A 23,538-nucleotide genomic window follows, 5' to 3' on the forward strand; every position below is an offset into this window, starting at 1 on the left:
CCAGCGTTCAATCTGAGCCATGATCAAACTCTTCAATTAAATATATCGAAATATGAATCGTCGTTGTGACACTCTTAACGAGTGCCCACACAGATTGTCTTGTCTAAATTTTTAAAGAACATTCACTAAAAGCCGTTGCTTCTTAGTGACTCACCCTGCTCGAGTGAGGTGCGCATTTTACATCGTTTATTTTCGATGTCAACCATGTTTTTAAACTTTTCATTTGTTTGAAAACTTGGTTTCGCACTTGTTGCTGAGTTGGCTTTGTTTTTCTCGAAGCCCCCTCAGAACGTGGAGCGCATTATAGATACCTCTTGTGAAAGATCAACACTTAAATTGGATTTTTTTGCTTTTTAAGCCACTTTTGGTGTTAACCGCTCATTTCTGCATCATTTCTAGCGACTCAATCCATCTTTAGACTAGTTTTTTCACATTTTATTGTTCAATTTGTTACAAATGAGTAAACTATATACAGCCTCCAACACCATAATAAACAATAGAAAGGTAGGTATATGAAAGTAGGCTTTATTCAATGCGCTGTTATTAGCGCTATTTTTGCAATTGCAGGTTACTTGTTATTTTCTTCTGCTAGTTTAAACGTCCATGTTCCACTGACCGTCTCAGCAGCTCTGCTGATCAGCGGTATCGTTACTCCTTGGCTAGCGTCTCTTATTCAAAGTCCATCTTCCTCAGATGCCAGAGCACATTCTAATGACGGATCAGTAGAAACTTTATATGTGGGTAATTTGCCTTATAGAGCAAACGAGAACGCAGTAAAGGAATACTTCAGTAGCTTTATTGAAGTACAGTCGGTTCGCTTAATGAAGGATCGTAAAACTGGAAAAAGAAAAGGATACGGTTTTATCGAAGTTGTAACTGACGACTTAAACAGCGTTATCGATAAAACTAACGACTCAATCTTTCAGGAGCGAACCCTAAAAGTTCGTCCTGCAAAGGACAAAGTCGAACACGCATAATTTTGTGAGTACGGTTTATAGGCTATAAAAAAGCCCGGTTAGCTTTCGCTACCGGGCTTTTATATTAGCAAATAGTTAGTTATTCACTTGTCTCAGCAGATTGAGGAAGCCCATTAAGTAACGTTTGATTGAAAGCATGAAACCTATTTATAGCAGATACAAGATCTGGCACCTGCACGTCTTTCATCTCATTAATCAACCCACCTATTAAGGTATTATAGTCTTCGTTACTTCCTAACGTACTTTCGGCATTAGCAAAAGTATCCATCATCTTTTCTAGATATTGCGCTATAGGGCTAACCACATTTCCAAACTTCGAATTATCGCTTTTGTCTTCATTGTAATGTTGGATGTTCTCATACGTCTTTAGCACTTCGGTCTGTGTTGTTCTATTTAACTGTAACGCGTAGCCAACTAACTCTTTATCGTCAAAGCCTAAACTTAACGCTTCTTCAAATGCTTTGTCGATGTCACCACTGTAAAAGGTGTCGGCGAGATCCTGAACTTGACCAACCAAATCAGCTATCGACTCTAACTCATCTTCATCAAGCTCGCCTTTTAATGAAAAGCTAATACCGCTTCGCTCATAGTATTGGTACGAAGTTTGTTGTTGGTATGACGCTGAAAAATTGTTTTCACCTTGCTCGCCACTACCGCCTGATTGCTCCTGAGATGCCTGTGCTTGGAAATTAAGTTGTTGAGATGCTTGGAACGAGCGAAGACTCTCAAAACTAAAACTCACTTCGTCGCCATCTTTAGTTCGAATCAGCAAGCTTCCGCTTTTCTCATCCGATGCAGCTACCGCGTTTAAGGACGAAAGCGTTAAAGCGTTCGGCTGCTGGCGACCAAATATGTCAGTTTCCAGATCGTTTATTCCTGTATCGATGAGATCGCGGCTTTTTGTCATTCCTTGCTCAATCTCTTCATTCATAAAACCAGCGAGGTCTTTTTCAGCCATAGCGAATCCACGGCTTACGCCTTCTCTCGCTTGGCTAAATAAGCCATTAAGCTTTTCTTCGCTGGCACCACCGTTTGCCGCACCTCTAATGACGCCACCTACGAACTTAAGTACGTTTCTGGCAACTTTTTCAAAGTCGAACAAACTGTTCGACTTATCTTCAATGCTTTTCTCTTTGGCTTCTTGTGGCTTTTGGCCATCTATAACTAACGCTTGGTTAAGGCTGCTACTCACCACACGTAAGCCGATGCTAGTTTGGCTACTGGAAACAGATACTGATGCCGCTTGTTGTTTAGAAAACTCAGCCGCTTGCTGCAATCCGTCTTGCTGTAACTGCTTTTTCAACATTTCGTTCGGGTGAACTGATGCCTTTTGATCTGCTTTTTGATCGACCTTCTGGTCGCCCATAAAAGCCTTAATTTGACCCACGTTCATAATTTGATCCTCACTATCCTCAATCTTATTATCGGCAAAGAATCAGTATTGTTTAATTTTAATACAGCTTTTTTTACTGGGTCGTTCCTAATAATAATGTAGAAGTAGATAGCGCTTGTTGCAGTTATTTTATAAGGGACTACAATTCGCGACCTCAACATTGAATGGAGAATTTTATGACCGCGACCGAACAACAACGCTATCAAGCTCAGTTGGACGAAAAAGTAGAACGTCTTACTGCGTTACTTTCTCCGTTCAATGCGCCTAACTTAACCGTATTTCCATCGCAACCAACGCACTACCGTATGCGCGCCGAATTTAGAGTATGGCATGAGGGCGATGATTTGTTTCACATCATGTTCAACCAGGAAACAAAAGAAAAGTATCGCGTAGATAGCTTTCCTCCTGCTTGTAAAGCAATAAACGATGCTATGGCGCTGTTGTTAAAAGAAGTAAGACCAAATGAAGCGCTAAGAAAGAAGCTTTTTCAAATCGATTATCTTTCTGCACTATCTGGCGAGCTTGTTATCAGTCTTTTATACCATCGTCAACTAGATGAGAAGTGGCAAGAGGCTGCAAAAGAATTAAAGGCGAAACTCGAGGCTCACTTTCCGAAAGTAAACATCATCGGCCGTGCGAGAAAACAAAAGCTTATAATCGACAACGATTTTGTTATTGAGCGCTTACCCGTTAATGGCAAAGAGTTCATATTTAAGCATATCGAAAATAGCTTCACTCAGCCCAATGCCGAAGTGAACTGTAGCATGATTGAATGGGCACTAGATTGCGTAAAGCCGCTCTCTGGCGATTTACTGGAGATGTATTGCGGTGCAGGTAACTTCTCACTGCCGCTAGCGCTTCACTTCGATAATGTTGTGGGGACCGAAATAGCCAAGCCCTCTGTACAAGCTGCGCAGTTTAATATTGAACAAAATCAGCTTAATAATGTGAAGATCGTAAGACTCGCCGCTGAAGAATTCACTCAGGCTATGAAAGGTGAACGTACGTTTAGTCGCTTAGAAGGCATTGATCTAAGTACATATAATTTCACAACTGTATTGGTTGACCCACCAAGAGCTGGGTTAGATGAAGACTCGCTTAGAATGATTCAGGATTACGATAATATCGTGTATATCTCGTGTAACCCTGAAACGCTGGCGCAAAATCTTGAGCTTTTAAGTGAAACTCACGACGTTGCTCAATCGGCACTATTCGATCAATTCCCGTTTACTCATCACATTGAGGCGGGCGTTTTACTTACACGCAAAAGCTAGTTTTGGTACAAATTGACAAGGCCTTTGGAGTCACAAAGGCCTATGAAGACGTATTAAAATAAGGTGGCTTTGATTAGAGCAAACGATGTGGACTTAAACCACTAATTCAATTATACGCTTTTTTGCGTTGCACCTACTTGAACGAAGCGAAGCTGCGCTTTCACTCTCTCACCGATTTCTCGGCGAAGTTTATCGTCTGCTTCTAATGCCTCTGCCCCAGCACTGAATACGAGCCTTACCATAGCATCAGCTTGAAGCTGCGCGCATGCGTATTCTACGCCCTGCTGTTCAATAATGTAGTCGGTCAACTCGTCGATGAAGTGTTGAATCTCTCTAAATACTGCCAACCGATAAGCCGACGACGTACCAGTATGCTCGCGTAGTAATAAACGAAATACGTTTGTATTTGCCGCAATAAATTCCATGAAGGTTTCAACAGAAGTATGTATTACGCCGCCTCCAGAGGCTATCCGCCGCCTTGCCTGACGCATAAGCTGCCGCAATGCTAAACCGGCTTCATCCACCAGCGTTAAACCCAATTCGTCCATATCTTTAAAGTGTCGGTAAAAAGACGTAGGTGCTATACCTGCCTCTCGGGCAACTTCACGCAAGCTGATTGCCGATAAGCTGCGGTTTTCATCGAGCAAAGAAAACGCAGCATGAATGATATTTTGGCGGGTTTTTAATTTCTGTTCTTGTCGACTCACATTCGCACCATAGGTTGATTAGCTCTGAACGGCTTGATGATTTTTAGCACTTAGGGTTGAAGCCCTTACGTCATCTGTATAGCCATTAACGCAATCAAACTTCGTACATCAAAGACTAGCATGTGTAGTTTATCGCAACACACACCAGTGGGGAAAGAGAAACAGAATCATCTCTTTTATAAACAAGCATTAAGCAGAAAAAGCCACAATTAACGAGCGCTTCAGCGTAGCTTTACTATAATTAAACTTTACACATGTAAGCAGAACTAATCTGGGTTTTGCTTGCCTGAAGCCTCGTAAAACGATAAATTAGCGAACAGTTGTAAGCCAAGTTGTATAAAATGAAAAAACCTCCTCTTATCCTTACTAATGTGCTGGTATTTATTATATCTGGCGCAATTGCGTTTATTGGTGTGCCGCTATGGGTGGCGTATCAAGGCATCGATTGGGCAGAAATCGGTGCGGCTATATTCCTATTTTACTTTACCGGTATGTCTATAACTGCCGGCTACCACCGCTTATGGTCGCATAAAACTTACGACGCCAATGTGGTTGTTCGTGTGATCCTTGCGATTGGTGGCGCTATGGCGCTGCAAAATAGTATTTTGCACTGGTCGTCAGATCATCGCGTTCATCATCGTCATGTTGATGATAACGACAAAGACCCCTACTCTGCCAAGAAAGGGCTATGGTTTGCGCATATCGGCTGGATGTTGCGTGAGTATCAGGCCAAACGTTACGATGACTACAGTAACTGTAAAGATCTTCAAAAAGATAAAGTGGTGATGTGGCAGCATAACTACTATTTGCCCATCGTGCTGGCGGCCAACTTTGGTATCACAGGTCTTCTGGGCTATTTAAATGGTGACGTATTAGGCATGATCTTGGTAGCCGGTGTACTTCGCCTGGTGCTAGTGCATCACGTAACCTTCTTTATCAATTCTCTTGCTCATTTTTGGGGTAGCCAGCCTTACACCGATAAGAACACAGCACGAGATAACGGTATTCTTGCGTTTTTTACCTTTGGTGAAGGTTATCACAATTACCATCACATCTTTGAGTACGACTATCGTAATGGCATTCGCTGGTATCAGTTTGATCCTACAAAATGGCTTATTAAGGGATTATCACTGGTAGGACTGACATCCAACCTTCGCAAAGTGCCAGAAGAGCGCATCGAGAAAGCGTTAGCAGCAATGCAGCTGCAAAGAGCAAGTGAAAAAGTATCGCTACTGCCTAATGCTGAAGAAATGATGCATACCATTCAAGAAGAATACGACTTGTTAATGCAGCGCATGAGTGAATACTACGCCACGAAAAAACGTGTTATGCGCGTTAAACAACGCACCCTAAAGCGCAGTATCGAAGGGCTTGAGCTTGCATACAAGTACAAAGAGCTGAAACACGCATTTGCTGTACAGAAAGAGAAATGGACACAGTTACATAGTTTGTCATTGCAAATGGCGTAAATTAACGCCCTCTTTTATACGTTTGAACGCTAAGAACCACATAAGTGTCTGCTTATGTGGTTTTTTTTTATTCTATAGTTGGATAAGGTCGTTATACTAAAACCAGAATCATTCATTTTGTATTGCGGCTAATCTAGTGGTGACATCGCATTACAAAAGTAACAACATGGGAAAGTAAGATGGCAACGAAGCAAAAAACCAAAGCCCCGTCGTATCATTACGACGCTATCGTTATTGGCACAGGTCCTGGTGGTGAAGGCGTTGCAATGCAGCTTGCCAAAGCCGGAAAAAAAGTGGCGGTTGTTGAGCGCTACGAGGCAGTGGGAGGGGGTTGTACCCATTGGGGAACCATTCCATCGAAAGCGCTTCGTCACTCAGTAAGTCGTCTTATTGAATATAACTCTTCTCCCTTGTTTGCCGACAACCACTTAAGTAAGAGTCTTACGTTTTCTGACATCATGCGCCATGCTAGCGGTGTGGTAAAAAGCCAAACTCGACTTCGCTCTTCTTTCTACGACAGAAATCGTGTGACGCTATTTCACGGCGAAGCCAGTTTCGTAGATGCGCATACGTTAGAGATAACCCGTAAAGATGGCTCTAAAGATACTGTCACTGCAGGCCAAATTGCTATTGCCACAGGGTCGCGTCCTTATTGTCCTAAAGACATCGACTTTAATCACCCGCGTATTTATAACTCAGACACTATCCTATCTTTAGATCACGATCCCAAATCAATAATTATCTATGGCGCTGGGGTCATTGGCTCTGAATATGCCAGTATTTTCAGAGGACTAGGCGTAAAAGTTGACCTCGTTAACATGCGCGATCGCTTACTGTCATTTCTTGATGACGAGATATCAGACGCACTCAGTTATCACCTGTGGAACAATGGCGTACTCATCCGGCACAATGAAGCCTATTCTTCGGTTGAAGCTACCGATGACTCGGTTATTTTAAACTTAGAGTCGGGCAAGCGTATGCGCGCAGATTGTCTCTTGTTTGCTAACGGAAGAACGGGTAATACAGATACACTTAGACTCGAGAATATTGGTTTAAAAGCCGATGGCAGAGGCCAACTCAAGGTTAATGAAAATTATCAAACTGACGTAGACAATGTATTTGCAGTCGGCGATGTCATTGGCTATCCAAGTTTAGCATCTGCGGCTTATAACCAAGGTCGCTTTGCCGCTGAAGCTATGCTTGGCATAAAAACACATTCGGCATTGGTAGAAGATATTCCGTCAGGCATATACACAATCCCAGAAATAAGTTCTGTTGGTAAAACAGAGCAAGAGCTTACTGCAGCGAAAGTGCCTTATGAAGTGGGAAGAGCTCAGTTCAAACATTTGGCCAGAGCCCAAATCGCGTCAACGCAGACAGGAAGTCTGAAAATCTTGTTTCATCGCGAAACTAAAGAAATCTTGGGCATTCATTGTTTCGGTGAACGTGCCTCCGAGATTGTTCACATCGGCCAAGCGATCATGCAGCAAAAGGGCGAAGGCAATACCATAGATTACTTCGTTAACACTACGTTTAACTATCCAACCATGGCAGAAGCTTATCGAGTTGCTGCTATTAATGGACTTAATAGAATTTTCTAACGGACACAAAAAAGCCGGCGAGATTGTCGCCGGCTTAATATGCGTTAACTAAGAATTTAGTTACGGTTCGCAGCAAGCGCGTTAAGCGAATCTTTATGTGCTACGATGTCGATGTGCATATTTTCTTGATCGAACGTCATTGTTGCAATGGCGTAGTCACCCTGACTATCGCTTGCAATGTCGATCAACTTTGCTTGTGCATCACGGAAACGAATGTTATTGCCGATTTTGTCAGACATACATTGGTTATTCATTTCGAATGTTTTCGCATCCATGCAATCGAAAAGCTGGTTATCACCAGATTCCGCATGCGCAATACCAAAGGCCGCTGATAGAGCTAGGGTTAGTACTACTTTACGCATGTTTCTTCTCCTGTGTTACAGTCTACTACTGTCACTATTAAACATACTGTATATACATAAGATAGTCAAACTGAGATCATAGTTTTGTGACAAAAGTATGACAAAGAGAAATATTTGGAGAAAAATGTGAAAGGCCACGATGCACTGGTGGTTAAAGCGAGAAATTGTAGACTGTGTGCCCCTCACCTACCGCATCAACCCAACCCCATATTTAGCACTGCACCTTCAACTAAAGTGCTTATTATTGGGCAAGCACCGGGGTTGAAAGCTCATGAACGCAACATTGCGTTTGATGATCCCAGCGGAGATCGGTTACGCGATTGGTTGTCTGTCTCGAGGGAGACCTTTTATAACCCACGCTTAATTTCGGTGCTGCCAATGGGCTTCTGCTTTCCAGGTTATAAAAATGGAGCCGATGCCCCGCCAAGAAAAGAATGTGCTCCCGCTTGGCATAATGACTTTCTTCTTTATTTAAAACCTGAAGTAACGCTTTACGTGGGACGTTACTCGCAACAGTATTATTTACCGCAACACAAAACGTTAACTGAAGCTGTACGCAGTCCGACTGAAACACATTTCGTACTGCCCCACCCGTCAGGAAGAAACAACAGGTGGCTCGCTAAAAACCCTTGGTTTGAATTAGATATCCTTCCCAAGTTGCGAGACACTGTCGAATCTGTATTAAAAGTTTAGTCGTGCTCTTCCAGAAACGCTAAAAGCGCATCGAACGGCATAGGCTTCGCGTACAAGTAGCCCTGTGCTTCGTCACATCCAAGCTTTATCATGTAACTCGCCTGCTCTCTTTTTTCTACGCCTTCGGCAATAGTCAATAAGCCTAGCTTGTTACCCAAAGTCACAATGGTCTCAGCAAGCACTGCGCTTGCACCCGGTTTAATGTCTTTGACAAAAGAACGATCGACCTTCAATCGATCTAACGGGAGCTGCTGTATATAACTCATGGAGGAAAAGCCTGTTCCAAAGTCATCAATGGCTATTTTCACCCCAAATTCTTTTAACGAACGCAATGCATCTATTACAATTTGCGGCTCATCCATCACCACGCTTTCTGTTATTTCTAGCTCTAAAAGGCTTGGGTCGCAGTTGGCGTTAGATAGTGCCTGCTTAACTTTTTCTACAAATAACCTGTCGCGGAACTGCGGAATAGAGATGTTAACGGCAACTCTTAGATGGCCGTAGCCTTTTTCTTTCAATTCCTGAAGACGACGGCATGATTCTTCTAATACCCATTCACCGATATCAACGATAAGACCTGAATACTCAGCAAGTGGCACAAATACGGCGGGAGAAATGTATCCCCCTTCCCCGTTGGGCCAGCGTAGTAAGCCTTCCATGCCAACCACTTTTTCATTCAGCAAGTCCACTTGCGGCTGAAACCACAATTCCAGCTTTCTTGCTGCAAAGTCGCTTCTGAGTTGGCGAATCATATCTAGACGCCAAGTCGTCTGATCTTCGATGTCTTTGGCGTAATATTCAAAGTTATCGGTGAGGTTTTTCTTTGCTCGGTTTAGCGCAATATTGGTACGCTTTAAAATCTCAATGCCGATGTGGCGCTTATTGTCTAATTTGCACAATCCCAGGGTGATGTTTACCGGAAGGGTGTGATCACCGACCTGAAACGAAGATTGGAAAATGTTGTTGATGGTTTTAGGGCATACCAGATCGTCGGGACCAATAAGTCCAAATACATCAGCACCTATGCGGCCTTTTTTCACTATGCTATCGAAAGAAGATTGAAAGCGATCGCTTATAGCTCGCAACAATTCATTGCCGACTTCTTGCCCTAAACCATCATTTATATCGGAAAAGTGATTTACATCGATAAGGGCTACGCTATAGTTTTCTCCGGCAAACAAATGAGGTTTATCGAGCATATTGATAAACTCATTGCGGTTTGGCAGACGGGTTAACCAGTCTCTGAACGCCGCATTTCTCAATTCATGGAAAAGATTAACGTTTTCGTATCCCACTGAAATACTGGATAGAAAAACCTCAAGCAAGTGCTTGTCTAGCTCACTAATCTCGTGGGTTTGTCGAACAAATACGGCAGCTTCAAAACCAGCGCGGCTGATATACAGCACAGAGCAACTAGGCTCAAAAATGTGCTTTTTAAGACGTAGGCACCGACTAATATTTTCTTCAATTTCAAGGTTTTTAAGCGTGAACACAGGCTGGTTTATAAATTTCGCATACTCACCCGCAGCGCCAAGCACGTAAACCTCTTCGTCCTCTCGGTCTAGCAAAGAACCCGCTCTTGCGCACAATAAACCTTCGGAGTCTAAACCAATAAGCGAACTAATCTGGGTAACTACACCTTCGCAGAACTCTTTCACCGAATGTTCTTCAAACAAGTTGGCTGAAGAGGTGATTATTTTCTCTAAACCAGCACGGCTTTGACTAATCGTTACAATTTGCTGATAAGAGCGTAGTGAGGAAATGATAGTAGTTAGTAATTTGGCGCGAGTAAGTTCTGTTTTGGTTTTGTAGTCATTGATATCGTAAACTTTAATGACTTGCTCTTCAGGAGCGTAGCCGGGCTGGCCCGTACGTAAGATAATTCGAGGTTCAACTAACTTCATGCCTTCGCGGATGTATTTAACAACATCAAAACCCGCGTCATCAGTCTCCATAACGACATCAAGTAAAATTATGGCAATGCTGTTGCCATATTCGTGCAGCATTTCTTTGGCTTGTTTTGCTGAATAAGCGTGGATGAAGTTTAATTTGCGATCGTTTACGATGAGATCAGATAGCGCGAGACGCGTTACGGTGTGAATCTCTTCATCGTCATCGACAATAAGAATGTTCCAGTCTTTGCCCAATAAGGTTTGCTCTTCAACTGAACCATCATCATCTAAAAAAATTAATTCGTCGTTATCGTAATCCATTGCCGACATTACCGCTCATTTCCTCGATACAAACAAAACAAGAATGCGCTACTCATTGTATTAAGGCAACGATTACATTGATAAATGGGTTACGCAATGCAATAGTGCTCTCATGTTACATGCCATTTTACATTCGATCATTTAAGCATTTATGAAGATTACATCCCAGCACTTTTCCCCTGAGGTAAAAAAACCACAGGAAACGGAAGAGAAGACTGTAAAGGTGACAGCCGAATCGCCCGCGGCTGAAAAAGCGGCCAGCAACGCAGTGAAAACCGATGCTAGTCGCCAACGCATGCTTTCCTGGTTTGCCAGAGTGGGTATAAGCCCCTCTATGATGTCCCCTGATCCTAAAAAGCAAAAGCATGCACTAGAAAGAAGAAAACAAATATTAGAAACCCAAAAAGCGAGCAATCTTCAAGCTGTATTAAATATAGCATTAAATGTGACGATCAACGAACAAACTAGCGATAATCTTGATCCCGACTGGTTTTTCGCATTTAGTACCATGGCTGAGGAAATTTACAGCCCGCCCATGCAGGAATTATGGGGAAAGATTTTTGCCGTTGAGGTGGCTCGCCCGGGCAGTTTTTCCCTTCGTACATTGCAGCTATTAAAGACGCTAACGCATAGGGATGCACAAGTATTCAATAAGGCTGTGAATGTTGCGAGTAGAAGAAATAACGATGCGGTCCCGCGTATTCTTGTGGGGTATCACAAACGCAAAGGCTTGCTTTCACTATTGAGACGCCCTGTTCCTGAGCAAATTAACTTAGCCAACGTAGGGTTGAGTTACCCTGATCTGTTGTCTTTGCAAGAGATGAAGTTGATTTATACCAGCGAAATTGAAAGCGCCGAATACGATGAAGGTCAGCAAGTAACCTGGCGATGCGTAAATGAAAATATTTCATTAACCAGTAAAACGTCGGGGGTTGCTTTGGTGTATTACAAGTTCACTTCGATTGGCAGTGAGCTGTATAAATTAGTGACTAAATCGCCTAATGAAGCGTATTTAACCAGCATTAAGTCGGTGTTAGGCGAGGTATTTAACGTGAGTTAAATACCATCACCAAATTCGTGTAATCCACACTCGCGTTTCAAACCGAAGAAGCGCGTGTCTTGCTCACTCATTCCTTCTTGGAGCGACTGCGTGGTATGCCAATCACCGATGGATACATACCCTTGCTCCCAAAGCGGATGATAAGACAAGTCGTTATCTTTCAGGTAGTAATGTAAGTCTTTGTTGCTCCAATCAATGATCGGGTAAAGTTTAAACTGCTGCCCTACTTTTTGTAGAACTGGAAGCTTTCCCCTGGTATCTGATTGGCTTCTACGCAAACCTGCAAACCACGTACCTGCTTTCAGGTCACGTAAGGCGCGCTGCATTGGCTCAACTTTGTTCATCTTATTGTATTTCTCAATACCTTCGATGCCTTGTTCCCAAAGTCTGCCAAAGCGCGCTTCCTGCCACGCAGAAGACATCTCTGCGCTGTACACATGCAAATTTAAATTGAGCTTTTCTACAAGTTCATCAATGAACTTATACGTCTCAGGAAAAAGATAACCTGTGTCGGTAAGCACAACAGGAATATCCGGTTGTGCTTGGGTAAGCATATGCAGCATAACCGCCGATTGTGCTCCAAAGCTTGAAGACACAATATGAGTATCAGGCAAGTTGTCCAGCGCCCAAGCTACTCGCTCCTGCGCTGTCATTTTCTCTAACGTTTCATTGATATCAGCAAGGGCTTCCTTACTGATATCAAGCGTTAGTGGTTGCTGCTTAATCGCTGTATTATTCGTCATAGAAATCCCGTGCGGAGTCTACTACTGGTTTTACAACACCAGCGCGAACAACGTAATCACCAAAGGCTTCACCCGCTTCACGATCTTTGGCCCACTGGCCAAACAGTGAATCTAGTTCTACCATGATTTCCTGTTCGCTTATGTTTTCTCGATACATACGTGGAATACGTGTACCTTCTCGGTTTCCACCCAAATGCAAATTGTATTTGCCTGGGCCCTTACCTACTAAGCCAACCTCAGACAACATCGCGCGACCACAGCCATTCGGGCAGCCTGTTACACGGAAGATTACGCTGTCTTCTTCCAATCCGTGTTTGGCAAGCAAACCTTCTAATTCCGTAACGGCATCTGGCAAGTAGCGCTCAGCTTCTGCCATGGCTAACGGACAGGTTGGCAATGCAACACAGGCCATTGAGTCAAGTCGCTGGTTAGAAATCGATGGCGCTATTAAGCCATGTTCGCGGGCTAATGCTTCAATTTTGTCTTTGTCTTGCGGCGCTACACCGGCAATAATCAAATTCTGGTTTGCCGTTAAGCGGAAATCACCTTTGTGGATCTTCGCAATTTCGGCACAGCCTGTTTTTAGCGTTTTACCTGGGTAATCTAAAATACGGCCGTTCTCAATAAATACGGTCAGGTGATATTTACCGTCAATACCTTCAACCCAGCCAAAGCGATCGCCACGGCCCGTAAATTCATACGAACGGCTGTCTTGGAAAGTCACGCCTGCGCGTTTTTCAACTTCAGCCTTAAAGTTGTCTACCCCAACACGCTCTAACGTATATTTGGTTTTCGCGTTCTTACGATTAACACGGTTCCCCCAATCACGCTGAGTTGTTACAACCGCTGCGGCAACGTCTAGCGTGTTTTCAAGCGGAATAAATCCGAAATCAGACGCTTTTCGTGGATACGTACTCTTGTCGCCGTGAGTCATCGCAAGACCACCACCGACAAGTACGTTAAAGCCAACTAGCTGTCCATTTTCAGCAATCGCAACAAAGTTAAGATCATTCGCGTGAACATCTACATCGTTTTGCGGAGGAATCACCACCGTCGTTTTAAACTTACGCGGTAAATAGTTATCACCCAAAATAGGCTCTACAGGCTTTTCAGTCGTTTCGACTTTTTCACCGTCTAACCAAATTTCAGCATACGCGCGGGTTTTAGGTAGTAAGTGTTCACTTATCTTCTTCGCCCATTCAAATGCCTGAAGGTGAAGCTCAGATTCAACCGGATTTGACGTACATAGTACGTTTCGGTTTACGTCGCCTGCCGTAGCAATAGAGTCGATGCCTACCTTGTTTAGCATTTGGTGCATGGACTTAATCTTAGGCTTTAACACACCGTGAAACTGGAAAGTTTGACGGGTTGTTAAACGAATGCTGCCGTACATGGTGTGATCGGCTGCAAACTTATCAATCGCTAACCATTGGTCAGGCGTAATAACACCACCAGGTAAACGGGCACGCAACATCACATTGTGAAGCGGCTCAAGTTTCTGCTTTGCACGCTCAGCGCGAATATCACGATCGTCTTGTTGGTACATACCGTGAAAGCGAATAAGCTGGAAGTTATCAGCGGTGAAACCACCAGTAAGATCATCTTTAAGATCGGTAGTGATGGTGCCACGCAAATTATTACTTTCACGCTTTAAACGCTCGTTGTCAGCCAGTTTGCCCTCAACGATAAATGGTGATTTTTCGTTACTCATTAATAGACATCCTTCTGATAACGTTTCGCTTTACGTAACTCTACAACATAGGCTTTTGCATCGGCTTCAGATTTACCGCCGTGCTCTTGCACAATACTAATTAGGGCGTTCTCTACATCTTTCGCCATGTGCATTGCATCGCCACACACATAGAAGTGTGCGCCCTGCTCTAGCCATTCATACACCTCTTTACCGTTTTCTAGTAAACGGTGCTGAACATATACTTTTTCCTCTTGGTCACGAGAAAATGCCAGCGTAATTTTGTCTAGCAGGCCTTCTTTAACGTAGCCTTGCCATTCCACTTGATATAGAAAATCTTGCGTGAAATGTGGGTTGCCAAAGAACAACCAGTTTTTGCCTTCTGCGCCTTGTACGTCACGCTCTTGCATGAACGATCTAAACGGTGCAATACCCGTACCCGGGCCGACCATGATCACTGGCGTATTTGGATCAGCGGGCAAACGGAAGTTATCGTTACTTTCTACGAACACTTCTACGTCGCCATTTTCTTCTAGATATTCACACAAAAAGCCAGATGCGCCGCCTTGATGACGATGTCCAAACGCTTCATAGTCAACGTGAGCTACGGTTAAATGTACTTCCTCTTCCACTTCGGCTTGGCTTGATGCTATCGAGTACAAGCGAGGCGTTAGCGGTCGCAAAGCATCTACAAGCTGTTGTTCAGACAACTTACCCGGATGGTCGCGCACAATATCAATAATTTGACGTTCGGCCATGTAGGTACGCAGCTGCGCTTTATCTTCCATCAATGTAGCCAATGATTCAGAGCCTGTCGCCTCTTGATATGACTTAATGAAATTAGGGTAACTTAAGGTTAATTCAAGCTTCGACGTTAATGCTTCGGTGAGTGACATGGTCGCGTCAGCCACAGACACTTCTGTATTGCCGTTTAGTGACAAGATACTAATAAGCTCCGACACTAGAGATGCTGCATTTTTAAACCATACACCAAGCGCATCACCTGGCTTGTAGGTGATTCCGCTATCTTCAAGGCTTATTTCAATATGGCGTATATCTTTAACAGAATCACGACCTGTGATTTTTTGTGCGTCAATTAAGGTCGCTTTAAACGGCGCTTTTTTGGTGTAAGTTTGCGCTGCTACACCCTGCACCGCCGCGCCAGTTTGCGCCGCTACCGCTGCTTGCGGAGCTGCACTAAAATCGTCTTTTAGCGAGTCGATGAGCTTGCTCAGCCATGCTTCGGCTTCCGCTTCATAATCAACGTCGCAGTCCAGACGCTCTACAATAGCTTTACCGCCAAGCTTACCTAAGCGTTCATCAAAGTCTTTACCCGTTTGGCAGAAAAACTCGTAACTACTGTCACCTAAACCCAAAACTGCATATTTGGTATCAGCAAGCTTCGGGGCTTTTTTGCCAGCCAAGAATTCATGTAGCTCAATAGCATCGTCTGGTGCATCACCTTCACCATGGGTACTAACAAATACCGCAACGTGAGTTTCTGCTTTCAAGTTACGTGGCTTGTAATCTGCCATGCTAACCAGCTTGCTATTAAAGCCCGCTTCTTCTGCTTTCGCTTGACACTGCGCTGCAACACCTTTCGCATTACCGGTTTGTGAACCGTACAAAATAGTAAGCGTTGGCGCGTCACCCGCTACTGCAGGAGTGCCTTGCATCATTGGTGCAACCGAACCACCTTGTGCAGCAGCCATGCCCGCAGCATAACCACTTACCCAAGTAAGTTGATCACGATTTAAGCCTGCAATGGCTTGCGTTATTGCATTCCACTGCTGTTCGTTTAATACCGCGCCTGGCGCTGAGTTCGAATTAGAATCTTGTGACATAGTCTTTTAGCCTTTTATCAATGGCGCTAAGGCTAACGGCTTTCTTCAAGAAGAGAAAAGAATAAATGAAACTTTTTTATTACTGAAAGTGCTAATGACTGTGCGAATAGGTAATAACACAATTGAATTTGGGCGAGAAGCAACAAAAAAGGGCGAGGCTGCAATCGCAGCCTCGCCCTTTAAAATCCGTAGTTGAGGCTTAGAAGTGAAGTTCTAGCCCTGCGAATACACCATCAAATTCCATGTCAGCGTACACATCATCAAGGTCTTCAATATCTACCGTTACATTTCTGTAACCCACCTGAAGCGTCATATCAACCGCTAAACTTTCAATAAACGAGTACTGAATTGCAGCTTGATAATCACTGAGCTCATGGTCGTCGAACGACAAATAGCTTCCTTCAAAGTATGCTGATAAACCTGTAAACGGTAAACCTAGCTGAACCTTTGAGTAAGCCATTGGAACAATACCAGAGAACTCTGCAGATCCGCTTGTGTCACTCGCTCTATCCACAACGAACAGTGCGCCGTCGATGTACTTTGCATTAACACCTAAGTCAAAGCTCACTAGATCGTTATCGAATAACTCGTAGTACAAAATGAAATCTGTAGCATCAAGCTCTACATCTGTATTAACCGTGGTGCTTTCAGTAAATAATTCACCGTCGAAAGTGAATTCAGACTGAAGCGTTGTGGTGCCCGAGTTATCTAATGTCGTGTGATTTACTTTTACATTAGGTAAAAACGGTACAGGATGCTCAAAGGCAATGTATAGCGCCGTATTGGTCTCATCATCAAAGTTAAAGTCAGCGGTGTTGTTGCTATCAGCAAAACCGCCCTGCGTGTCGGTTTGCCATACTTGGGCTCCAACATATACGCCTGCGATAGTGTCTGCATGAGATGAAACTGAAACTAATGCGCATCCCAATGCGGCAGCTATAAGACCCTTTTTCATTAATTATCCTTGATTAAGAAGTTCTGAAAGTTCAATTAAAGCAGCGTTTGCACGAGAAATATAGTTTGCCATTACCAAAGAATGGTTCGCTAACATGCCAAATCCACTACCATTTAAAATCATTGGACTGAATACCGACTGCTGTGTCGCTTCCAGTTCACGAATAATTTGCTGAAGACTAACCAATGCATTCTTATCTTCCAATACGTCGTAAAATTCAATTTCCACGGCTTTTAGAAAATGAAGTAAAGCCCACGTAGCACCGCGTGCCTCATAGAAATTATCGTCTAGTTTCCACCAACTCGTTTTAACTACACGCTGGCTGGCTACAGGAGAAGACTGCTTTGCATTCGAGTCACCCGCCAGGTCAGTGTTCAATCTAGCCGATCCTACGCTGGCACTAAGTCTTTGTGAATAACTACCCAACCGTTTTTCTACCTGTTTCAACCATTCGCGCAAGTTGTCTGCGCGAGTATAAAACTGGCTGTCAGTGTTTCGGGTATTCGCTAGCTCGTCACGGTATTTTTTTAGAAGCTCTATACCGTCAGAGTAACTCGATTCAGAAGAAGGCAACGCCCAGCTTTTGTGATCCATATTAAACTTAGGGTGAGCTTTTGTAAGGTATGGATTTTCAATAGATTGGGATTGAGAGCGGCTGAAGTCTTTACGCATAGAGAGTGCAAGGTCTCGCACCATTTCCAGCGCACCGAATTCCCATGCGGGCATGTTATCTAAAAAGATGCCAGGAGGCGTAATGTCGTTAGAAAGATATCCACCAGGCTTATCAAGTAAGGTTTCCGACACATCAATCATGGTTGTTGTTAATGTGTAACCCGCAATATTAGTTGGATTCTCAACAGGCGAGTTTTGCTTTAAACGTTGTCTAACATCAAACGTGTCTGGGGATAGGCTCCAATACCATCCTATTAGCCAGAAAAGTAAAACTATCACTACAGCGACAATCGCTATCCGTTTTGAGTTAATAGATTGTCTCATATAACACCAACCTTCCTTTTAAATAACAAATAGCCGACGGAGGTCAGCTATTTGTAGTCTTAATACTATGTGAAAAATGCGAAACCTTTGTGACGGTCGTCTTTATATCACCATCTTTTACTACGTTAACACAACTTAAATAAAATTATGATGATTATACATTATGGTGCATATTTCGGTCATTTTGCTGCTTATAAGCGGCAGAGTTTCGATTTTTCAAAGCATATAGCGCTATCGCGATAAGTATAATTGGCCAAAATGCACTTACTCCCACCACTAATAATGCTAAAAATCCTGCGCCTAGCGCTAAAAGAATTGTGCCCATAACGCTTACAGCAACAACGAAACCAACGATAGCGAGGACTACGCCGACTAACGATAACACTGCTACGTTTTCCCAAGGACTTAGCAATTCATCTGACATGATTAAGTGCATACCCAACCAGCTATCTACTAAGCTGCCTAAACAATTCACCAAAATAATGGCGATGACCAATGCAATCAGAAAGTTTTTCATTACACTAATCTCGGTAATAAGATAACGGCTGCAATATAAGCCACTAGCGTAATAGGCGTAGCGATGAACAAGCCTGCTACAGCTGCCGCTCTAACCCATACTGCATCTATATCAAAATAACGTGCAACTCCTGCACACACACCTGAAATGATTCCAGAATCAAGGTCTCTATAAATTCGCTTTTGTGATGGTACTTTCATCATCTTCTCCAAAAATGCTTACTTCGATATCTACAATGCGGGCTGCGGCTCTCAAGGTCGCCTACGCGACCTTCTTCTTCTTAAGTTCAGCCAATTCCTTTTCGATAGCTTCATCTGCTTCCATTGCATCGAACTCGGCCTGCAGTGACGTTGCTTCATTCGACTTTGTTAGGTCGTACGCATCAACTTGCGCTTCTAAGTGATCAATACGTTGTTCGTAACTCTCAAAACGCATCATGGCATCATCAATTTTGCCTTCATGGTCAGCCTGTTTCACTTTCAAGCGTGTTTGCGCTGAATGTTTACGCTGAACCAGCGTTTTTTGCTTAGCCTTGGCTTCCGCCAATTTACTGTTCAGGCGCGCGGTATCGCCTTGGATCTTTTCGATACTTTCTGCAAGATGCGCTTCTTGTTCTTCAAGAGAAGAAAGTTTTGCGACATATTTTTGCTTTTCAATTAACGCAGCTTTAGCCAATGACTCCTTATCATTATTCATTGCGATTTGCGCTTTGTGCTGCCACCCTTCTACTTCCTTTTTAGCAGACGCGATGTGACGCGTTAACGTTTTCTGCTGGGCGATAAATCGTGCTGCATCGGTGCGAACCTCAACTAATGTTTCTTCCATTTCTTGAATAATCAAACGAATGATTTTTTCAGGATCTTCAGCCTTATCTAACATCGCATTGATGTTTGCTTGAACAATATCGTTTATGCGTGAAAACATACCCATGATTATTTCTCCGTTAAAAGTAGTGTTGTGGCTTCCAGCACTTATTTCTTCGTGACGCTACCACTGGTTACCGCTGACTGAGTTCTTCTCAACAGTTAAACTATTACAATGAACATGCCAATTTATTAACACATTGATTAATATGGACTTTATAGACTTTAGGAAAACAAAAAGCTGTTCGCTTCGCAACCAAATACAATTTATTAGCGTATTTAACCAACGACATTGTTAAATTGACCAACCACAGTTTTTTATTTTCACGCTGTGCTTCACGCACAAAAAAAGCGCCTTTCGGCGCTTTTAGTGAATAAGTACATCGAATTAATCAGCATCTTCTTCTGCCGAGCTACCTTCAGGCGAAGTGGCTACAACTAAATCAGTTACACTGACTTTACCGTTACCACGCACTTCCTGTGGGCTTAACTCGAAGTGATAAGTGGCGTTCGCCACAGCCTGATATACGTCTGCTTTAATTTCCTGCGATGTGGTAGCCACTGCATTTGAAACCACATTAGTCAAAAACGTTTGAAGCACTGATTCTTCTGCATTTGCTACGCTGCTTGCCATGCTTGCCGTCAGTAAAGTTGCTGCGATTAGTGAAGTTTTCATAATTTCCCTCTGAATTTAGTCAGTGCAACAACACGCCGTTGTTGCGATACTTAGAGGATTGCGAGAGCTGTGCCAACTCCTTTAAAAACACTTAAAGCATTGATATATATAAATTTAAATAAAAAAGCTCGCGAGACAGCGAGCTTTTAAGAATTGAACAAATATTAAACTTTGGTCAAAATTACTAAATCGTTAGTCTTTTTGACTATTAAACGCAGCGACTTCCTTTTGTGCAATTTCTACAGCGTCTAGCGCATTTAGCAGCAGATTGGGATCTGGATTTTTTCCTGTTCCATTTTGGCTTAAGTATCTACGCCAAATACGTCCACCCGCTTGCCCTTGATAAAGACCCAAAATATGCCGAGCTGCATGCCAGGGTTTGAAATAGGGATCGTCTTGGCGTTCAATATACTGCTGCATTTTCAGCACAATTTCTCGGCGTGACATGCTCTGAGCTTCAGTATCTCCGAAAATCTCTTTATCTACGGTAGCCATAATGTAAGGATTGGCGTAAACCTCACGCCCTACCATAACGCCATCAACAAGTTCTAGCTGTTGCTGGGTTTCTTCTAGCGTTTTAACCCCACCATTTATGCTAATAGATAATTCAGGGCGAGCCTGTTTCAGTCTATGAACCCGCGGATAGTTTAACGGCGGAATTTCGCGATTTTCTTTTGGGCTCAATCCCTGTAGCCACGCTTTCCTTGCGTGAACAATAAAGGTATCGCATCCGGCATCTGCCACGGTATCGATGAAACGAGCGAAGTCTTCATCTTCGTCCATATCATCAATGCCAATACGGCACTTTACCGTAACGGGAATATCTACCGCAGCCTGCATGGCTTTGACACAACTTGCTACGACCTCTGGCTGGGCCATCAAGCATGCACCGAAGCTACCGTTCTTAACTCGATCACTTGGACAACCTACGTTTATGTTAACTTCATCATAACCGCGCGCTTGTGATAGCTCTGCACACTTGGCCATGTCAGACGGATCGCTTCCGCCCAGTTGAACAGCAACAGGGTGTTCCTCTTGGTTGTAACCCAGATAGTCACCCTTGCCGTAAATGATCGCGCCTGTGGTTACCATTTCTGTATAGAGAAGTGTGTGCTTAGACATTAATCGTAAAAAGTAGCGACAATGGCGGTCTGTCCAATCCAGCATTGGAGCGACAGAGAATTTACGATTGAAAAAGATGTCAGACATGGGCATTAAAACCTTGATTAATATGTAAAAAAGTAAATTTCATCGCATTTTTATCGATTTCAAAATTAGTGACATTTCCGAGGTACTCCGTCGATTTCCCCCTTTCAGGAAGACAATAGGAATACAAAAATGTGGCGTTTTACTCAATCAGCAAGCGGCTTCGCGGAGAATGAGCCGTATATTCTACTTCTGTGAAGCAGCAAAACAAAGGTAAGATAGTTTTCTCCAAGCCTAAAATAACCATTTTCACGCTTATCGGCCTTGAAATGGGCGCCTCACTGTTCATTAAAAGTCAACGTTCACAAAAAGTGAACACTCAAAAATAATGAACAAAAGTTGCAGCATTGTTCATTTTTTCGTATTGTTCATTAATAGTGAACATGAAATATAAATGAACAAATGGATAACTTACTCGCTGAAGCTGCGAAACTATTAGCCGCGAATACCAAGCTAAATGTCACTTATACGCATCACAATGCCCGAAATGCTGAGGAAACGGACGGACAGCTGACGATCACTCACGGAAACCAGAAACATACTTGGTGTGTGGAAGAAAAGGAGGGGCTTACTCGCCACAGACTACACAAGCTTCAACTAGAAAAAATAGTTTTTAACAACAAAAAAACACTTATAGTCACAACCTATATCAATGAGAACATTGCCGAGCTTTGCCAGGAATTGCAAATCGATTATCTCGATCTGTCAGGTAATGCGCACCTCAACATACCTCCTTTTTATATTGATATTAGAGGCAAGAAACCACTTCAAGAGCATCAAATACAACACGCGAGAAAGCTAACAGGAAAGGCGTTTCAACCTAAAGGTATGAAACTGGTCATGATGTTGTTATTGAAGCCCGAGCTTGTTAATCAGCCAATGCGGGTACTTGCGGAGCAAGCTGAAATTGCTTTAGGCACGGTAAAACAAGTTTTAGATGACCTTAAGCAACTCACATTTGTTCTCGAAAAAGGGAAAAAGGGACTCGTCCTCAACGAAAAAGATCTGCTTCTAACGCGATGGCTAGACGCTTATCCACACAACATGGAAGCAAAACTGGAGCAAAAGCTATATGTTCCTCAGAATATTGAGCAGCTTCGTAACGCACCGCTAGAAAAGTACGGAGCACTCTGGGGCGGAGAGGTCGCCGCTGATGCCTATACTCATTACCTTACTCCCAAAACATATCAAATATATGCTGATACTGAAGCACATAAAGCCCTATTAAAAACTTTCAGGCTACGCCGACTACGTGCTGAAGAGACAGACGTTAATATACTGAAAATTGTAGAGCCGCCAGTGGAAATCGATAAAGTTAGGGGTAAGTTACCTGGCTATATCGCGCCATTGCTAGTCTATGCTGAACTACTCAACAGCGATGACCCTCGCAACCTTGAAACTGCCAAAAGGATCTACCATGACCACCTCTCTTGATGTATCCGAAAAACTGCCCAAAGGGCTTATCGAGGTATATAGTCAAATCCACGGTATTGCCGCAGAGCTAAGTATTCCGTTGCTGATTGTAGGGGCTACTGCACGGGATATAATCTTGGTTCACGGCTATAACGCTGCTATCGAGCGCGGTACGAAAGATGTGGACTTTGGTATCGAAGTGCAGAATTGGGAGCATTACGAAGTGTTACGAACTGCATTGATAGAAGCGAGATTTACACCGCACTCGAAGAGGGCACATCAACTAGACACGACTGACAGTGACGGCTTGCCTTGGGAAATCGACTTGATTCCGTTTGGTGGGGTCTGCGATGAACACGGCCAGATCGCTTGGCCGCCCAAACAAGATTTTGTTATGAGCGTGCTAGGGTTTGATGAAGTTTATCAAAACGCTTGGGACGTTACCCTCATAAAAAGCCCCGAAATTAGCGTAAAAGTAGCATCTCCAGCTGGAATATTGTTACTGAAACTTATCGCCTGGACTGAACGAGCTCGCGAGTATCAGGGAAAAGACGCTATTGATATCTATTATGTAATAAAACACTACAGCAGAATTCCTACGGTTGTAGATGCGCTTTACGACCAAGATTATATGGATGCGCAGGATCATGACGATATGAAAGCCAGCGCAATGATGCTAGCGGACGAGATCGCGACCTTCGCAAAGAAGAAAACATTGACCTATATAAAGCAAGCTTTGCTAAACAACGATGGGGTCTTAGAGCGCCTGAAGGTTGATATAACAAAGCATACTGTCGCAGGTTATGAAGAAGCCAACAGACTCATAGAGATTGTAAAAGATAGGCTAAATGAGGGGTAAAACGGTGTTTTGAGGAGCCATCCCGCA

Annotated in this window: 22 protein-coding genes; 8 read left to right on the forward strand and 14 right to left on the reverse strand. The window is 43.4% G+C overall.

Features of this window, described 5'->3' with window-relative positions:
- The first annotated feature begins 512 nt into the window (after positions 1-512).
- On the forward strand, positions 513-977 hold the full coding sequence (locus MHM87_RS16930) for an RNA-binding protein (RefSeq protein ID WP_014950707.1): 465 nt from the start codon (positions 513-515) through the stop codon (positions 975-977).
- A gap of 79 nt (positions 978-1,056) precedes the next feature.
- Here the strand turns inward: MHM87_RS16930 and MHM87_RS16935 are convergent, their stop codons facing one another.
- Positions 1,057-2,370: a DUF5610 domain-containing protein gene (locus MHM87_RS16935; RefSeq protein ID WP_239260308.1), complete on the reverse strand. Its 1,314-nt coding sequence runs from the start codon at positions 2,368-2,370 to the stop codon at positions 1,057-1,059.
- Positions 2,371-2,546: 176 nt separating this feature from the next.
- Here MHM87_RS16935 and trmA point away from each other — a divergent pair, with 176 nt between their 5' ends.
- Complete coding sequence (gene trmA / locus MHM87_RS16940) at positions 2,547-3,644, forward strand: tRNA (uridine(54)-C5)-methyltransferase TrmA (protein ID WP_239260310.1); 1,098 nt, start codon at positions 2,547-2,549, stop codon at positions 3,642-3,644.
- Between the two features lie 110 nt (positions 3,645-3,754).
- Here the strand turns inward: trmA and fabR are convergent, their stop codons facing one another.
- Positions 3,755-4,351 (reverse strand): HTH-type transcriptional repressor FabR, encoded by a 597-nt coding sequence (gene fabR, locus MHM87_RS16945; protein ID WP_014977408.1) that lies wholly within the window; start codon positions 4,349-4,351, stop codon positions 3,755-3,757.
- 341 nt (positions 4,352-4,692) lie between these two features.
- On the opposite strand from fabR, the gene MHM87_RS16950 reads away from it, so the two are divergent.
- Together MHM87_RS16950 and sthA are read left to right on the forward strand one after the other, a co-directional pair.
- The gene (locus MHM87_RS16950; RefSeq protein WP_014950711.1) at positions 4,693-5,820 is read left to right on the forward strand and encodes a fatty acid desaturase; all 1,128 of its coding nucleotides are present in this window, start codon (positions 4,693-4,695) and stop codon (positions 5,818-5,820) included.
- A 179-nt stretch (positions 5,821-5,999) separates the two neighbouring features.
- The gene (gene sthA / locus MHM87_RS16955; RefSeq protein ID WP_110289557.1) at positions 6,000-7,421 is read left to right on the forward strand and encodes a Si-specific NAD(P)(+) transhydrogenase; all 1,422 of its coding nucleotides are present in this window, start codon (positions 6,000-6,002) and stop codon (positions 7,419-7,421) included.
- A 56-nt stretch (positions 7,422-7,477) separates the two neighbouring features.
- On the opposite strand, the gene MHM87_RS16960 is transcribed toward sthA, so the two are convergent.
- A complete protein-coding gene (locus tag MHM87_RS16960) occupies positions 7,478-7,783 on the reverse strand; it encodes a hypothetical protein (RefSeq protein ID WP_014950713.1) in 306 nt (101 codons plus the stop codon).
- 114 nt (positions 7,784-7,897) lie between these two features.
- Here MHM87_RS16960 and MHM87_RS16965 point away from each other — a divergent pair, with 114 nt between their 5' ends.
- Entirely contained in the window at positions 7,898-8,476 is a 579-nt protein-coding gene (locus MHM87_RS16965) for a uracil-DNA glycosylase family protein (protein ID WP_239260312.1), read from the forward strand.
- Here the strand turns inward: MHM87_RS16965 and MHM87_RS16970 are convergent.
- On the reverse strand, positions 8,473-10,698 hold the full coding sequence (locus MHM87_RS16970; protein ID WP_239260314.1) for an EAL domain-containing protein: 2,226 nt from the start codon (positions 10,696-10,698) through the stop codon (positions 8,473-8,475). The genes MHM87_RS16965 and MHM87_RS16970 overlap by 4 nt on opposite strands.
- A gap of 214 nt (positions 10,699-10,912) precedes the next feature.
- Between MHM87_RS16970 and MHM87_RS16975 the strand changes: the two genes are divergently transcribed.
- Positions 10,913-11,749, forward strand: a complete 837-nt coding sequence (locus tag MHM87_RS16975) for a TIGR03899 family protein (RefSeq protein WP_239260316.1) — start codon at positions 10,913-10,915, stop codon at positions 11,747-11,749.
- Here the strand turns inward: MHM87_RS16975 and MHM87_RS16980 are convergent.
- The 10 genes from MHM87_RS16980 to dusA form a co-directional block, all read right to left on the reverse strand.
- Complete coding sequence (locus MHM87_RS16980) at positions 11,746-12,492, reverse strand: phosphoadenylyl-sulfate reductase (protein WP_014950717.1); 747 nt, start codon at positions 12,490-12,492, stop codon at positions 11,746-11,748. The two genes, MHM87_RS16975 and MHM87_RS16980, sit on opposite strands and share 4 nt — an antisense overlap.
- Positions 12,482-14,203: an assimilatory sulfite reductase (NADPH) hemoprotein subunit gene (cysI, locus tag MHM87_RS16985; protein ID WP_239260318.1), complete on the reverse strand. Its 1,722-nt coding sequence runs from the start codon at positions 14,201-14,203 to the stop codon at positions 12,482-12,484. The genes MHM87_RS16980 and cysI overlap by 11 nt, the downstream gene beginning before the upstream one ends.
- Positions 14,203-16,026, reverse strand: coding sequence for an assimilatory sulfite reductase (NADPH) flavoprotein subunit (locus MHM87_RS16990; protein WP_014950719.1), 1,824 nt, complete (start codon positions 16,024-16,026; stop codon positions 14,203-14,205). Before MHM87_RS16990 ends, cysI begins: the two co-directional genes overlap by 1 nt.
- Positions 16,027-16,225: 199 nt before the next feature.
- Complete coding sequence (locus MHM87_RS16995) at positions 16,226-16,981, reverse strand: TIGR04219 family outer membrane beta-barrel protein (protein ID WP_014950720.1); 756 nt, start codon at positions 16,979-16,981, stop codon at positions 16,226-16,228.
- A gap of 3 nt (positions 16,982-16,984) precedes the next feature.
- Positions 16,985-17,977, reverse strand: a complete 993-nt coding sequence (locus MHM87_RS17000; RefSeq protein ID WP_014950721.1) for a DUF2333 family protein — start codon at positions 17,975-17,977, stop codon at positions 16,985-16,987.
- A 154-nt stretch (positions 17,978-18,131) separates the two neighbouring features.
- Positions 18,132-18,494: a hypothetical protein gene (locus tag MHM87_RS17005; RefSeq protein ID WP_014977415.1), complete on the reverse strand. Its 363-nt coding sequence runs from the start codon at positions 18,492-18,494 to the stop codon at positions 18,132-18,134.
- Positions 18,494-18,694, reverse strand: coding sequence for a PspC domain-containing protein (locus MHM87_RS17010; protein ID WP_014950723.1), 201 nt, complete (start codon positions 18,692-18,694; stop codon positions 18,494-18,496). Before MHM87_RS17010 ends, MHM87_RS17005 begins: the two co-directional genes overlap by 1 nt.
- A 61-nt stretch (positions 18,695-18,755) precedes the next feature.
- Positions 18,756-19,424 carry a phage shock protein PspA gene (pspA, locus tag MHM87_RS17015; RefSeq protein WP_239260320.1) on the reverse strand — a complete coding sequence of 223 codons (669 nt, stop codon included), beginning with the start codon at positions 19,422-19,424 and terminating at the stop codon, positions 18,756-18,758.
- 321 nt (positions 19,425-19,745) lie between these two features.
- Complete coding sequence (locus MHM87_RS17020; protein WP_014999569.1) at positions 19,746-20,033, reverse strand: hypothetical protein; 288 nt, start codon at positions 20,031-20,033, stop codon at positions 19,746-19,748.
- Between the two features lie 192 nt (positions 20,034-20,225).
- On the reverse strand, positions 20,226-21,242 hold the full coding sequence (gene dusA, locus MHM87_RS17025; RefSeq protein WP_239260322.1) for a tRNA dihydrouridine(20/20a) synthase DusA: 1,017 nt from the start codon (positions 21,240-21,242) through the stop codon (positions 20,226-20,228).
- Positions 21,243-21,641: 399 nt separating this feature from the next.
- Between dusA and MHM87_RS17030 the strand changes: the two genes are divergently transcribed.
- Together MHM87_RS17030 and MHM87_RS17035 are read left to right on the forward strand one after the other, a co-directional pair.
- Positions 21,642-22,673 carry a type IV toxin-antitoxin system AbiEi family antitoxin gene (locus MHM87_RS17030; RefSeq protein WP_061095875.1) on the forward strand — a complete coding sequence of 344 codons (1,032 nt, stop codon included), beginning with the start codon at positions 21,642-21,644 and terminating at the stop codon, positions 22,671-22,673.
- A complete protein-coding gene (locus tag MHM87_RS17035) occupies positions 22,657-23,511 on the forward strand; it encodes a nucleotidyl transferase AbiEii/AbiGii toxin family protein (protein WP_239260324.1) in 855 nt (284 codons plus the stop codon). The genes MHM87_RS17030 and MHM87_RS17035 overlap by 17 nt, the downstream gene beginning before the upstream one ends.
- The last annotated feature ends 27 nt before the right edge of the window (positions 23,512-23,538 follow it).

The organism is Alteromonas sp. Cnat3-28, assembly GCF_022348265.1.
GTDB lineage: Bacteria > Pseudomonadota > Gammaproteobacteria > Enterobacterales > Alteromonadaceae > Alteromonas > Alteromonas macleodii.